The sequence below is a fragment of the Saccharopolyspora rectivirgula DSM 43747 genome (genome assembly GCF_000497205.1).
Lineage (GTDB): Bacteria > Actinomycetota > Actinomycetes > Mycobacteriales > Pseudonocardiaceae > Saccharopolyspora > Saccharopolyspora rectivirgula.
The window spans coordinates 39,452-52,458 of record NZ_AYJW01000027.1 but is presented as its reverse complement, the minus strand read 5'-3'; the positions used below and the strand labels follow the sequence as shown (position 1 = coordinate 52,458).

At 69.4% G+C, this 13,007-nt stretch carries 12 protein-coding genes and 1 pseudogene; 8 read left to right on the top strand and 5 right to left on the bottom strand.

All coding sequences use genetic code 11. The annotated features are described in order from the left end of the window. Nucleotides 1-275: pseudogene (locus SREC43747_RS0109715) on the top strand (sugar ABC transporter permease); the annotation flags it as partial. Then, nucleotides 272-1,096 (top strand): carbohydrate ABC transporter permease, encoded by an 825-nt coding sequence (locus tag SREC43747_RS0109710; protein ID WP_029721019.1) that lies wholly within the window; start codon nt 272-274, stop codon nt 1,094-1,096. The pseudogene SREC43747_RS0109715 and the gene SREC43747_RS0109710, both read left to right, overlap by 4 nt. A gap of 73 nt (nt 1,097-1,169) precedes the next feature. On the opposite strand, the gene SREC43747_RS0109705 is transcribed toward SREC43747_RS0109710, so the two are convergent. From SREC43747_RS0109705 to SREC43747_RS0109695, 3 genes are all read right to left on the bottom strand, one after another. After that, nucleotides 1,170-1,733 (bottom strand): type 1 glutamine amidotransferase domain-containing protein, encoded by a 564-nt coding sequence (locus SREC43747_RS0109705; protein WP_029721018.1) that lies wholly within the window; start codon nt 1,731-1,733, stop codon nt 1,170-1,172. A 115-nt stretch (nt 1,734-1,848) separates the two neighbouring features. Continuing rightward, complete coding sequence (locus tag SREC43747_RS0109700) at nt 1,849-2,742, bottom strand: LLM class F420-dependent oxidoreductase (protein ID WP_029721017.1); 894 nt, start codon at nt 2,740-2,742, stop codon at nt 1,849-1,851. 194 nt (nt 2,743-2,936) lie between these two features. Then, on the bottom strand, nt 2,937-3,941 hold the full coding sequence (locus SREC43747_RS0109695) for an ABC transporter substrate-binding protein (RefSeq protein WP_029721016.1): 1,005 nt from the start codon (nt 3,939-3,941) through the stop codon (nt 2,937-2,939). 581 nt (nt 3,942-4,522) lie between these two features. Here SREC43747_RS0109695 and SREC43747_RS0109690 point away from each other — a divergent pair. The 6 genes from SREC43747_RS0109690 to SREC43747_RS0109665 all read left to right on the top strand — a co-directional run bounded on the left by SREC43747_RS0109690 (nt 4,523) and on the right by SREC43747_RS0109665 (nt 9,926). Beyond that, nucleotides 4,523-4,879, top strand: a complete 357-nt coding sequence (locus SREC43747_RS0109690; protein WP_029721015.1) for a lycopene cyclase domain-containing protein — start codon at nt 4,523-4,525, stop codon at nt 4,877-4,879. Next, nucleotides 4,876-5,199, top strand: a complete 324-nt coding sequence (locus tag SREC43747_RS0109685) for a lycopene cyclase domain-containing protein (protein WP_029721014.1) — start codon at nt 4,876-4,878, stop codon at nt 5,197-5,199. Before SREC43747_RS0109690 ends, SREC43747_RS0109685 begins: the two co-directional genes overlap by 4 nt. Continuing rightward, entirely contained in the window at nt 5,196-5,933 is a 738-nt protein-coding gene (locus SREC43747_RS0109680; RefSeq protein ID WP_029721013.1) for a class I SAM-dependent methyltransferase, read from the top strand. Before SREC43747_RS0109685 ends, SREC43747_RS0109680 begins: the two co-directional genes overlap by 4 nt. Next, the gene (locus tag SREC43747_RS0109675) at nt 5,930-7,489 is read left to right on the top strand and encodes an FAD-dependent oxidoreductase (RefSeq protein ID WP_029721012.1); all 1,560 of its coding nucleotides are present in this window, start codon (nt 5,930-5,932) and stop codon (nt 7,487-7,489) included. The genes SREC43747_RS0109680 and SREC43747_RS0109675 overlap by 4 nt, the downstream gene beginning before the upstream one ends. A gap of 6 nt (nt 7,490-7,495) precedes the next feature. Further along, nucleotides 7,496-8,506: a Rieske (2Fe-2S) protein gene (locus SREC43747_RS0109670; protein WP_029721011.1), complete on the top strand. Its 1,011-nt coding sequence runs from the start codon at nt 7,496-7,498 to the stop codon at nt 8,504-8,506. Nucleotides 8,507-8,792: 286 nt separating this feature from the next. Continuing rightward, nucleotides 8,793-9,926: an FAD-dependent monooxygenase gene (locus tag SREC43747_RS0109665; RefSeq protein ID WP_051387915.1), complete on the top strand. Its 1,134-nt coding sequence runs from the start codon at nt 8,793-8,795 to the stop codon at nt 9,924-9,926. Between the two features lie 158 nt (nt 9,927-10,084). On the opposite strand, the gene xylB is transcribed toward SREC43747_RS0109665, so the two are convergent. Together xylB and xylA are read right to left on the bottom strand one after the other, a co-directional pair. Next, nucleotides 10,085-11,479: a xylulokinase gene (gene xylB, locus SREC43747_RS0109660; protein ID WP_029721009.1), complete on the bottom strand. Its 1,395-nt coding sequence runs from the start codon at nt 11,477-11,479 to the stop codon at nt 10,085-10,087. 359 nt (nt 11,480-11,838) lie between these two features. Beyond that, the gene (gene xylA / locus SREC43747_RS0109655; RefSeq protein ID WP_029721008.1) at nt 11,839-12,999 is read right to left on the bottom strand and encodes a xylose isomerase; all 1,161 of its coding nucleotides are present in this window, start codon (nt 12,997-12,999) and stop codon (nt 11,839-11,841) included. Between the last annotated feature and the right edge of the window lie 8 nt (nt 13,000-13,007).

Below are 13,007 nucleotides of genomic sequence, written 5' to 3'. Positions count from 1 at the left end.
CCCTGCCCCAGCTGAGCCGTTACTTGCAGCTGGCGGCGCTGCTCGGGGCGATCTACATCGTCAACAGCTTCGACGCGATCTACCTGATGACCCAGGGTGGTCCGGGGACGGCCAGCACGAACCTGCCCTACTACATCTACCAGCGCGCTTTCGAGGGCTTCGACGTCGGCCAGTCGTCCGCCATGGGTGTGATCGTGGTGCTGCTGACGTTGGTCGTGGCGACCTTCGCCCTGCGGTTGATCTTCCGGAGCTTCGGTGTGAGCGAGGTGCGATGATGCGGATCCGCGGTCGTCTCGGCGGGGGGGTTCTGACCGCCTTCACCTGGCTGGTGGCAATCGTGTTCATCTTCCCGCTGCTGTGGATGGTGCTCACGGCGTTCAAGCGGGAAGCCGACGCCTACACCGATCCACCGCGCGTGGTCTTCAGCCCCACTCTCGAACAACTCGCAGGCATCTTGGAACGCGGGTTCCTGCCGTACTTGGCGAATTCGGCGTTCGTCACCGCGACGTCGACCGTGCTGGTGCTGCTGCTGGCCGTCCCGGCGGCCTACGCGCTGTCCTTGGCGGCCGTGCCCGGCACGCGGGATGCGCTCGGCTTCTTCCTGTCCACCAAGATGCTGCCGGCGGTGGCGGCGATCATCCCGCTCTACGTGATCTCCCAGAACATCGGCCTGCTGGACAACGTGTGGGCGCTGGTCGTGCTCTACACCGCGATGAACCTGCCGCTGGCCGTGTGGATGATGCGGTCGTTCTTCCTCGAGGTGCCCAAGGAGATCTTGGAGGCCGCCCGCGTGGACGGGGCCTCCCTGCCGACCACGCTGTTCCGGGTGGTGCTGCCGGTGGTGGCTCCCGGGATCGCGGCCACCGCGCTGATCTGCGTCATCTTCTCCTGGACGGAGTTCTTCTTCGCGGTCAACCTCACCGCTGCTCGAGCCGCCACCGTTCCGGTCTTCCTGGTCGGTTTCATCACCAGCGAAGGCCTCTACTGGGCGCAGCTCTCGGCGGCGGCCCTGATGGCGTCCCTGCCGGTGATGGTGATCGGTTGGTTCGCCCAGAACCACTTGGTGCGCGGCCTGTCCATGGGCGCGGTCAAGTGAGCACGGCACGAACAGCTCCTGCCGTCGCGCCCGCACCGGGCACGGCGGCAGGAGCTCCGCTGCTCACCCGCTGCTAGGCGGGCACGGTGTGCTTGCCCTCCGCGATCTCCTCGACGATCTTGGCGTTGAAGGCCGGCAGGTCCTGGGGGCCGCGACTGGTCACCAATCCGTGGTCGGTGACCACTTCTTCGTCCACCACCTCGCCGCCGGCGTTGCGCAGATCGGTGCGAATGCTCGGGTAGGAGGTGACCCGGCGTCCCCGCACGACATCGGCTTCGACCAGGGTCCACGGCCCGTGGCAGATCGCCCCGACCGGTTTGCCGGAGTTGACGAAGCCCCGCACGAATTCCACCGCGTCGGGGTTGTTCCGCAGGTTGTCCGGGTTGACCGTGCCCCCGGGCAGGATGAGGGCGTCGTAGTCGTCCGGGGAAACCTGCGATACCTCGCGGTCGACCGGGAACCGGTCCGCGGGGTTGATGTCCTTGTTCATGGCCTGGATCTCACCGGAATGGGTCGACACCAGTTCGGCCTGTCCCCCGGCTTCTTCGACCGCTCGACGCGGCTCGACCAGCTCCACCTGTTCGACCCCGTCAGCGGCGAGGATGGCCACTCGTCGACCGCTCAGCCTGTCACCCATGTCCGATCACGCTCCTGCTCGTCGTTTCGAATAGCACTGGCTGTTCCAGCCAGGGGCTCCCCGGCTGGCCCCGTGCGCAAACGTGTGACCGGGAGTGACCGAGCGCCTCGTCGGCCTACCGACCGCTGGTCAGGGCGGGGGCCAGTTCGCGCAGCGCGGGGAGCGGGTCCGTGCTGCGCTCGTCACCGAGCGCCTGCACCACCACGTGATCGGCGCCGGCGTCGAGCTGCTCCCGCACGCGGGCAGCGATGTCCTCGGGCTTTCCCCAGGCGACCAGTGCTCTTGCCAGTCGCTCGCTGCCGCCGCGCACCAAGTCGTCCTCGTGGAAGCCCAGGCGCAGCCAGTTGTTGCGGTAGTTCGGCAACCCCGTGTACATGTCCAGGTGGGTGTGCGCCCGGTGCAACGCGGTCTGCTCGTCGGTGGTGAGCACGACCCCCTGTTCGACGACGAGCAGCTTGTCCGGCCCGAGCACTTCCCTGGCCCGGGCGGTGTGCTCCGGTGTCACCAGGTACGTGTGCGCACCGTCGGCGCTGTCGCGCGAGAGTTCGAGCATCTTCGGCCCCAGCGCCGCCAGCAGCCGGGGTGGTCTCGCGGCACCGGGTTCGACCGTCTCCGGCACCTGGTCCATTCGCGAGAGGTATTCGCGCATGGTCGCCAGGGGTTTCCGGTAGTTCCCCGAGCGGTGTTGGACCAGCGGCGCGTGGCTCACGCCCAGGCCGAGCAGGAAACGTCCGGGATGCAGGGCGGACAGGGTGCGGCTGCCGGATTCGGCGGCGATCGCGTCGCGGGCGTGGATGTTGGCGATCCCGGTGCCCACCCGCAAGTTCCGGGTGGCGGCCAGCAGCGCACCGGCCTGGGTCAGCGCTTCCTTGCCCATCGCCTCGCCGAACCACAGCGAGCCGTAGCCGAGCTGTTCCAGCTCCTCGGCCGCTCGTTGGACCTCGGTGATCGGCACCTCGTCACTGGTCCACCAGACACCGGCGGCAGCGGGAAAAGCAGCAGCGGGCATGACCGCAAACTAGCACTCCGCGGCCGGGGGCGCGGTCAGAACGAACTCGTCTCCCCCGGTCAGGTCGTGCGCATCGAGCAGCCCGCGCGAGCACCTCGACCCACCACTGGTCCACTGCGCGGACGAGATCGTCCACGCTGGACCATCCGGTGAACGGGCGCGCCGGCGGTCCGGAACTGGTCGCGGCAGGTGTTTCAGCCTTCCTGCGGCTCGAGGACCATCCCGGCCACGTCCAACTCCTCGTCCACGTAGCCGAAGTCCCGCATCAGGCGCACGACGCGCTGCAAGTCCGCCGCACCGATCCGGGATTCCAGCTTCGGCAGGGTGATGACCGGAGCGATGTCCGGATCGATCTTGGTGAACTCCGGCAGCAGCTCCACGACCTTGCTGCGGTCCTGCGCGGCAGCAGCCGCGCTGTCCATGGCGCGTTGGAAGGCCGCGACCGTCCGCGGGTTCTCCTCGGCGAAGCGCGCGTTGGCGACGAAACCGCTCAGCGGCAGTTCCTCCAGGAGACCGGTGGCGACGTCCGCCACCGGGATGGCGCTGACGTTGCGCACCGAGAGCGTGGTGAAGGGTTCCACGGTTTGCGCGGCGTCGACCTCGTTGGCCTGCAACGCCTGGGGCATGTTCGGGAAACCGATCGGAACCCACTGGACCCCGTCGAAGTCCACGCCGTGAGCGCGCATGACGGCCTTCACCATGAGCTCGGAAATCGTGCCGGCGCCGCTGATGGCGATGCGCTTGCCGGCCAGGTCCTGCACCTCGCGAACACCGGACCCCGGAGAAGCCATGATCATCAAGCTGTCCGGCACCGCTGACGCGCAGTGGGACACGATCTTCAGCTGGGCGACTCCTCGCGCCTGGGCTCGGAATATCGGCAGGTAGCTGCTGCTGGCGAGGTCGTAGTCACCGCCGATGGCGGCGGCGAGCGCGGCACCGCCGTCGGGAGCGTTGACGATCTCCACGTCGAGCCCTTGCTCCTGGAAGTGGCCGTCGCGCACGGCCAGGTGCAGCACGGCGAGTTCGCAGGCCGGCAAGGCTCCCACGCGCAGTTTCGGCTTCTCGACCTGGGAATTGCCGTTCTGCTGCGATCCGCCCAGGGCACTGCAGCCACTGACGCCGAACCAAGCCCCCGCTGCGACCGCGCCCCCGGTGAGCTTCAGCAGATCGCGGCGGGAAACGGCTCGTGCCAAACGCATGTGGGTTCTCCTGTCGGTGCGGCACAACGCGCAGCCCTTCCTCCTGTCGCGGCCCCAGGGGCGCGGGAGGAGGACTGCAGCGGTGCAGTGCTTGCCGGCGCGCGGGAATGCCCTGCGCAAGGGCGCCGAATCGCGAAGAGCTCCACTGCGTGGTGCCGTGCGCGGCGCGGTCCTTGCGGGTGAGGTCATCTCCCCTCCGGTCGAATTGCAAGGCAAACCTAGTGACCGAACTTTTGCTCGATCAATCAAAATCGGACACTTCACTCGAACAGATCAATCTCCGCGCATTCGAGCAGCGAACGAGCTGATGGGTTACCCCTTTCGCGGTAAACGCCCCGGTGGAAGCTCCCGGTTCGAGGAGCGCTCATCCGAGCCACTGCCCGCCGGTTTCCCGCTGCGCAGGGGAATCCCCTGCCGTCCCGCCCACCCCCGCCTGCGACTTCCTGCCGTGCGGCAGGACCGCACCGGTGTTGTACTCGGAACCTCCGGAAGTCGCGCTGCTTCCGGTTCCCGGCCTGCCCGCCGCACCGCGGGCGGGCGCTCACCGGCGGGAAGATCCGGTGCTGCAAGCGGAGGGGGGGATGGAGCAGTTCGAGTACCTGCTCGTGCTGGCCGGCTGCCTGGCGATCACCGCACCTCTGGAGTTCTTCGGCGCACGGGTCTACCGCAGACCCGTCCGACTGGCCCGGGCGGTGCTCCCGGTCGCCGCGGTGTTCCTCGTCTGGGACGCCATCGCCATCGCCAACCGGGTTTGGAGCTACAACCCCGAGCACATGACCGGTGTTCGGCTACCGCTGGCGATACCGCTGGAGGAATTCCTGTTCTTCCTGGTGATCCCGGTGTGCGCGGTGCTGACCTACAGCTGCGTGCAAGCCATGCTCCGCCGCCTGCGCACGGGGCGGCGAACGCAGGAGCCGGCCGGGGAGGTGCGCTCGTGACGGGTTTGGGCTACACGCTCCCGGCGGTGCTGGCGGTCGTCGCCGTGTGCTGCTGGGAGCTCCTGGTGCTGCGCACCGGGTTGTTCACCAAACCGGCTTACTGGATCTCGATGGCCATCGTGGGTGCTTTCCAGGTCGCGGTGGACGGGTGGCTGACCAAGCTGTCCGCACCGATCGTGCTGTACGCACCGGAGCACATCAGCGGAGTGCGCATGCCCTGGGACATTCCGGTGGAGGACTTCTTGTTCGGGTTCGCGCTCGTCACCTCTGTTCTGCTGCTGTGGCAGCGGCAGGCCGACCGCAACGAGGAGTCGGCATGAGGGTGGGGCCGACCGGACTGGTCCGCAGCGCGGTCGCTGACGCGTTCGACACCGGAGCAGTCGCGTACGACCGGCTCGTCGGCGCCAATCCCGGCTACCACGCCCACCTCCGGCTGTCCGCCCGGAGGATGCGAATCCCGCGCCGCGGCCGGGGCATGCGGCTGCTGGACGCCGGGTGCGGCACCGGGGCGTCCACCGCTGCCCTGCTGGCGGCAGCACCGGAAGCGGAGATCACCGCCATCGACGCCTCGGCGCGGATGCTGGCCAAGGCCGCGGAGAAGCCCTGGCCGCCCTCGGTGCGCTTCGTGCACACCCGGGTCGAGGAGCTCGCCGAGAACGGAGTCCACGGCCCGTTCGACGGGATCTTCGCCGCGTACTTGGTGCGCAACCTCGCCGAACCGGATCGGCAGTTGCGCGCGCTGCGGGACTTGCTGCGCCCGGGCGCTCCTCTCGCCGTGCACGAGTACTCCGTGCGCGATTCGGCGGTGGCCACTGCCGTGTGGAGCGCGGTGTGCTGGTCGATCATCATTCCCGCGGGTTCCCTGTTGACCGGGGACAGCACGCTCTACCGCCACCTGTGGCGCAGTGTCTTGAGCTTCGACGGCGCGGCCCGGTTCCGGCGGCGACTGGCCGAGGCCGGGTTCACCGATGTGCGCAGCGGGACGATGACCGGGTGGCAGCGCGGCGTGGTGCACACCTTCCTGGCGACCGCCCCGGGACGGGAGGCTCCGTGAACCCGGCAGTGCGCGTTCCCCGGGATCCCCGCGCGGTTCGCCATCTCGCTCCGCGCGGGGCTGCGCACGCCGATCAACTCCCCCGGCGTCCGCAGGTCGTCGTCGCGGGAGCCGGGATCGCGGGGCTCACCGCGGCCACCGCGTTGGCCGAGCGCGGTGTCGCGGTCACCGTGGTGGAGCGCGAGGAGCACCTCGGCGGGCGAGTGGGCGCGTGGACCGAGCAGGACGCCAACGCGGGGCAGTTGTCGGTCAGCCGGGGTTTCCACGCTTTCTTCCGCCAGTACTACAACCTCCGCGCCCTGCTGCAGCGGACTGATCCCGAGCTGCGCCGGTTGCGTTCGGTGCCGGACTACCCGTTGCTGGACGCGCACGGCCGCCGGGACACCTTCCGGGGGTTGCCCCGCACTCCACCGTGGAACGCCTTGTTCTTCGCCTTGCGCAGCCCGACTTTCCGGTTGCGCGACCTGCTGGCGCTGGACGCCCGGGCGGCTGCTCCGCTGGCGGCGGTGTCGGTACCGGAGATCTACCAGCTGTTGGACCACGTCGACGCCGAGACGCTGCTGGAGCGCATCAACTTCCCGCGCCCGGCGCGACACCTGGCGTTCGAGGTGTTCTCGCGCAGTTTCTTCGCGTCCCCGCGGGAGATGTCCGCTGCGGAACTGGCGGTGATGTTCCACCTGTACTTCCTCGGTTCCGCCGAGGGACTGGTGTTCGACGTGCCCACTTCTGCGTTCGACACCGCGCTGTGGGAGCCGCTGCGGGCCCACCTGGAATCGCTGGGCGTGCGCTTCCGCACCGGGGTCGCGGTCACCGCGGTCGAACGCCCTGGGGCCGGTTTCCGCGTCCACACCGGAACGGGTGAGCAGTTGCCGGCCGACGGCGTGGTGCTCGCCCTGGACGTGGCCGGGTTGCGCTCGGTGGTCGACGCTTCTGCGGATCTGGCGGACCCGCAGTGGCGGGAGCAGGTGCTGCGGCTGCGCACCGCGCCACCGTTCCTGGTGCACCGGCTGTGGCTGGACCGGCCCGTCTCCTCGCGGCGCCCTCCGTTCTTGGCCACCGGAGGGTTGGCTCCGCTGGACAACATCAGCGTGCTCGACCACTACGAGCGCGAAGCCCAGCAGTGGGCGGATCGCCGCGGTGGCTCGGTGGTCGAGCTGCACGCCTACGCCGTCGAACGGCTGCCCGGGGACGAGGAGGCGCGCGTGCGCGCGCTGTGCGATCGGCTCGTGGAGCGCTTGCACCAGGTGTACCCGGAAACCGGGAGTGCTCGGGTGGTGGCGCAGCGGTCGCTGTGGCGCCAGGACTGCCCCATGTTCGGGCTCGGGGATTTCGCCCGGCGGCCTCGGGTGCGGACTCCGTTCGGCGGCCTGGTGCTGGCCGGGGACGGGATCCGCATCGATCTCCCGGTCGCCCTGATGGAACGGGCCGCGGCCACCGGTTGGCACGCCGCCAACACGCTGTTGGCCCGGTGGGGGTTGGCCGGCCACGAGCTCACCAGCGTGCCGACACGCGGGCGGCTGGCACCGCTGCGCGCTTGGGCTTCTCTTGGAAGGTGATGAGTGATGAGCATGGTGAACCTGCGTCACCGGTGGCCGCGCACCTGGCCGCTGCAGCCGATTCCGCGCATCCCGTGGGCCCGCCAGGAGCCGACGTACCAGGAGGCCCGGCCGAAGCTGATCCAAGCCGCGCTCAAGCGAGCCGAGGCGCGACCGTCCGGCAACTGGTTCGTCTTCGCCGCCAGCCGGGACATCCGCTCGGATCGGCCCTGCGGTGCCACGGTGGCGGGGATTGAGCTGGTGGCGTGGCGCGACGAACGCGGCGCCCTGCTGGTCGGCCCCGGAACTTGCCCGCACTTGGGGGCGCCGTTGTCGCAGGCGCGGGTGGACGGCGGAGATCTGTTGTGCCGGTGGCACGGCTTGCGCCTGGGGAAGACGAGCGACTGCGGTTGGCGGGTGCTGCCCAGTCACGACGACGGTGTCCTGGCGTGGGTGCGGCTGGACCGGGTGGGCGGGGAGGAACCGCTGGAGTCCCCGGTGATCACCGAGCGCCCCGATCTTGCCAGCAGCATCGATTCGGTGGCGACTCTCGTCGGGACCTGCGAGCCGCGGGACGTGATCGCCAATCGTCTCGACCCGTGGCACGGTTCTTGGTTCCACCCGTACTCCTTCTCCAGGCTGCGCGTTCTGCAAGCCCCGGATGAGTCCGTTGTGGACGATTCCGAGGACCGCTTCGTCGTTGCGGTGACGTTCCTGGTGACCCCGACGCTGGGGGTGCCGGTGCGCGCGGAGTTCGTCTGTCCGGATCCGCGCACCATCGTCATGCGCATCATCGACGGCGAGGGGGCCGGCAGCGTGGTGGAGACGCACGCGACTCCCCTCGGCCCGGGGCCTGATGGGAAGCCGCGCACAGCGGTCATCGAAGCCGTCATCGCGCGCTCACCCCGGCCCGGCTTCAACTTGGCCAGGACCGTTGCTCCTGCGATCCGGCCGCTCATGCGCCGGGCCGCGGCTCGCCTGTGGCGCGACGACCTGGCCTACGCCGAACGCCGGTACGAGTTGCGCTCGCGCCCTTGAGGCTGCGGTCACCGGCTCGGCGGCGCCCCAGAACTGAAACTGCTGATCGGCGTCGCAGCGCTGCGCGGTCGCCCACCCTCGGGCCCCGGGGTCGCGCACCTCCGCACCCCTTCTCGAGCGTCCCCCGGTTCCGCCGCGGATCTCCTGCCTAGTCGAAGGCCGCTCATCGCTCCACCGCGCACGGTCTCGCCGCTGCTTCCCATACCCGCAAAGTAATTATACATATGAAAGTACATGGTATTTGCGTTCTGAAGCGACGCGACACGAACGAACGCGGGTGATTGATGTGGGCCGAGGCAACGTCCTGATCGTCGGCGGCGGAATCGGCGGTCTCACCACCGCCATCGCACTCCGCAACGCCGACTACGACGTGCACGTGGTGGAGCTGCGACCGGGCCTCCGCTCCTCCGTCGCCGGAGCGGGGATCATCCAACCGGTCAACGCGCTGCGCGCGCTGGAAGCGATCGGCTGCGCGCAGGAATGCCTGGACGCGGGCTTCTCGAGCACCGCCTGGGGCCGGGTGCTCGACGTGGAAGGCAACGTGATCGGCGAAATGCCAGGCGCTACCATTCCCGGCTCCGGCCTGCCCCCGCTGAACGGCCTCACCCGCCCACGGCTGCACGAAATCCTGACCCGCAAAGCCCGCGAAGCGGGAGCCGTCATCGAATACGGCAAGACCTTCACCGAACTGGCCGACACCCCGAACGGTGTCGACGTGCGCTACAGCGACGGAACCCGCGAGGTCGTGGACATCGTCGTCGGCGCCGACGGCGTCCATTCCGAGGTCCGCGCGCACGTGTTGGGCGAAACCGCAAAACCCGTCTACAACGGCCAGTTCGCGTTCCGGTGCAACATTCCCCGCGAACCGGAGATCGACCGGATCATCCTGCAGAAAGGGCCCAGCGGCACAGCCGGTTTCGTGCCACTGGCACAAGACCTGGCCTACCTCTTCTACAGCACCTCGTGGGATCGCGACGACCGACCGCACCCCGACGAACTGGACGAGGTGCTCCGGGAGCGCCTCGCCCCGTTCGGCGGGTTGACCGGACGGGTGCGGGACAAGCACATCAACGACCCGTCGGTGATCGTGGTGCGCCCCGAAGAGTGGCTGATCGCCCCACCACCGTGGCACGAGGGCCGGATCGTGCTGATCGGCGACGCCGTGCACGCCGTGACCCCGCAACTGGGTCAGGGAGCGGCGCAGGCGATCGAAGACGGCGTGGTGCTCGCGGAGTGCCTGTCGGGCGGCAACGGCCTCGAAGAGGCCTTCGCCCGGTACGCCGAGCGCCGCTACGAACGCTGCAAGCTCATCGTGGAATCATCGGTGCAGATCGGCGAGTGGGACGTCAATCCCACCGAAGACGTGGACCACGCGGGACTGACCCAGCGCGTCCTGGGAAGGATGGTCCAACCGATCTGATCACCTGACCGCCACCCTTGTTCTCGCCCGGATGCTCGGCCGAGAACAGCCGGCGGTGGCCGGGAATTCCACGATCCACTGCGGAAGGCGTTCCCGGCCACCAGATCCCGACCGTTGCGGTCCGCAACCAACCCCGGCAGCGGCCAGCTCGCTGCCGACTACCGGTCGGTCTTGCCGTGCAGCTCGGTGTAAGCAGCGTGGTACTGCTGCCGCACCTGTTCTCCTCGCTGCGGATCGACGACGTCGAGTTGGACGGAATCCGCCAGCGGCCAGTCAGGTGGCAGTTCGGTCCCGGCCAACGCCCACGCCGCCTGCCGGGCCGCCCCGCGCGCCACGTATTCGGCGGCAGCGGGAACAGTGACCGGAACCCCGAAGACCTGCGGTGCCGCCTGCTGCACCGCCGCGGACTGGGCCGCGCCCCCGATCAACAGCACCCGCTGCACCGGCAACCCCTGCTCGCGCAGCGCGTCGATGCCAGCGGCCAACCCGCACAGCATGCCCTCGACAGCGGCTCGGGCGAGGTTCTGCGGGGTCATGTTCCCCCGGCGCAGCCCGAACAGCGTTCCACTGGCGTCGGGCAAGGTCGGCGTGCGTTCCCCGTCGAGGTACGGCAGCAGCACCAGGCCGTCCGCTCCCGGGGCGGCCTGCCTCGCCAACCGGTCGAACTCGGCCATCTCCACGCCCAGCATCGTCGCGGTGGCGGTGAGCACCCGCGCCGCGTTGAGCGTGCACACCAGCGGCAGGAAAGCGCCCGTGGCGTCGGCGAAACCGGCGATGATCCCGGTCGGGTCAGCGCTCGGGGTGTTGGCCGAGGCGAACACGGTTCCGCTGGTCCCCAGCGACACCACGACATCGCCCGGTTCGATCGCCAGTCCCAGCGCGGCACCCATGTTGTCCCCGGTACCGGCCGAGACGAGTTTGCCGTCCTTGGTGTGCCCGGCGGGTTCGGCCGCGGCGAGCACCCGCGGGGTTCGCGGGGTGCGGCCGCCGAACGCGGTGGCCAGCAGGTCGTTGCGGTACTCGCCCAGCCGGGGAGACCAGTAGCCGGTGCCGGAGGCATCCCCGCGGTCGGTGACGAACTCACCGGTCAACCGCCAGGTCAGCCAGTCGTGCGGCAGCAGCACGTCCGTGACGCGGTCGGCCAGCTGCGGCTCGTGCTCGGCCATCCAGCGCAGCTTGCTGGCGGTGTGGCTGGCGACCAGCACGCTGCCCACCGCCTCGGCGCAGGCCTGCGGGCCGCCGAAGTCCTCGATCAGGTCGAGCGCTGCCTGGGCGGAGCGGTTGTCGTTCCACAACAGCGCCGGGCGCACTACCTCGCCCCGCTCGTCCAGCGCCACCAGGCCGTGCTGCTGGGCAGCGACCCCGATCGCGGCCACGTCGTCGAGCAGGCCTTCGGTCGCGGTCTGCAGGGCTTGCCACCAGTGCTCCGGATCGACGGCCGTGCCGTCCGGATGCGGGGCGCGTCCTTCGCGCACCACCTTGCCAGTCTCCGCGTCGCACACCACGACCTTGGTGGCCTGAGTGGAGGAATCGACCCCGGCAACCAGTCTCATCGGATCTCCGCAGTGAAAGTGATCAGCTCTTCGGTCAGTTTCCGGCGAATCGGAGCCCGGTGGCAGCTGCACCACGCGCCGGGTCCAGTCTGCTCCGGTGGTCTCGCAGGAACCAGCCCTCCGTAGATTCGCACATCACCTCGATCGGCCTGCGCGCCTCCACCACCTGGGCTTGCCGTTCTGGTGAACCCCACCACGCGCCGCCCTCCCCCGGGCCCGCGGTGGGCAGCCCTCGCCCGCCCGGGGAAGGGTTGCCCACGGCATCCAGCTGCTGGCCCGGCGACGAACCACCCGGATCGCGAGGCCGGAACGCCTTCCTGGCGCGGACCGGCTGCCGCGGCCGGTCCGCGCCAGGAAGGTCAGGCGACCCCCAGGAGGTGGTCCATCGCCAGCTGGTCGAGACGTTCGTAGTGCATGCCGCGGGCGGCAGCGGCTTCGACGTCGAAGTCGTCGTCGGCCAGCAGGTCCGCGGCCGTTTCGCCGGGAGCCATCGTGGGGGTCTCCAACTGCGGGACCCGCGCTGCTTCCAGCGCTTCGCGCACCCTGGGGTCGGCGCGGAACGCCGCTGCCCGCTCCTTGAGGATCAGGTAGTTGCGCATGCACCCGGCGGCCGAGGCCCAGACCCCTTCGGCGTCTTCGGTGCGCGGCGGCTTGAAGTCGAAGTGCCGCGGACCGTCGTAACCGGCCGACTCCAGCAGGTCGACCAGGAAGAAGGCGTTCTTGACGTCTCCCGCGCCGAACCGCAGGTCCTGGTCGTACTTGATGCCGTGCTGCCCGTTGAGGTCCAGGTGGAACAGCTTGCCGGCCCACAGCGCCTGCGCCACGCCGTGGACGTAGTTCAGCCCGGCCATCTGCTCGTGCCCGACTTCGGGGTTGACACCCACCATTTCCGGGTGCTCCAGCTGGTCGATGAACGCCAGCGCGTGCCCCACCGTGGGCAGCAGGATGTCGCCTCGCGGTTCGTTCGGCTTGGGTTCCAGCGCCAGTCGCAGGTCGTAACCGCGGTCCTTGATGAACTGGCAGACCACGTCGATGCCTTCTTTGTAGCGGTCCAGCGCCACCCGCACGTCCTTGGCCGCGTCGGTCTCGGCGCCTTCTCGACCGCCCCACGCCACGAACGTCCGTGCTCCCAGTTCAGCGGCCAACTCCACGTTGCGCAGCACCTTGCGCAGCGCGAAGCGCCGAACGTCCCGGTCGTTGGCGGTGAGCGCACCGTCCTTGAACACCGGGTGCGTGAACAGGTTGGTGGTCACCATCGGAACCACCAGTCCGGTTTCGTCCAGCGCCTTCTGGAACCGAGACAGCACCCGGGAACGTTCTTCCGCGTCGCTGCCGAACGGGATCAGGTCGTCGTCGTGGAAGGTGATGCCCCACGCCCCCAGCTCCGCCAACCGGTGCACCGCCTCCACCGGGTCGAGCCGGTCGCGCGTCGGCTCACCGAACGGGTCTCCACCTCGGAAACCGACCGTCCACAGTCCGAACGAGAAGCGGTCTTCCGGGGTGGGCGTGTAGTCGCTCACGGTCCTTC

Coding starts and splice junctions, on each gene's coding strand:
- SREC43747_RS0109690 (WP_029721015.1), top strand. CDS start 4,523: ATGGAGCAGTTCGAGTACCTGCTCGTGCTGGCCGGCTGCCTGGCGATC.
- SREC43747_RS0109670 (WP_029721011.1), top strand. CDS start 7,496: ATGAGCATGGTGAACCTGCGTCACCGGTGGCCGCGCACCTGGCCGCTG.
- xylB (WP_029721009.1), bottom strand. CDS start 11,479: ATGAGACTGGTTGCCGGGGTCGATTCCTCCACTCAGGCCACCAAGGTC.
- SREC43747_RS0109710 (WP_029721019.1), top strand. CDS start 272: ATGATGCGGATCCGCGGTCGTCTCGGCGGGGGGGTTCTGACCGCCTTC.
- SREC43747_RS0109700 (WP_029721017.1), bottom strand. CDS start 2,742: ATGCCCGCTGCTGCTTTTCCCGCTGCCGCCGGTGTCTGGTGGACCAGT.
- SREC43747_RS0109680 (WP_029721013.1), top strand. CDS start 5,196: ATGAGGGTGGGGCCGACCGGACTGGTCCGCAGCGCGGTCGCTGACGCG.
- SREC43747_RS0109705 (WP_029721018.1), bottom strand. CDS start 1,733: ATGGGTGACAGGCTGAGCGGTCGACGAGTGGCCATCCTCGCCGCTGAC.
- SREC43747_RS0109695 (WP_029721016.1), bottom strand. CDS start 3,941: ATGCGTTTGGCACGAGCCGTTTCCCGCCGCGATCTGCTGAAGCTCACC.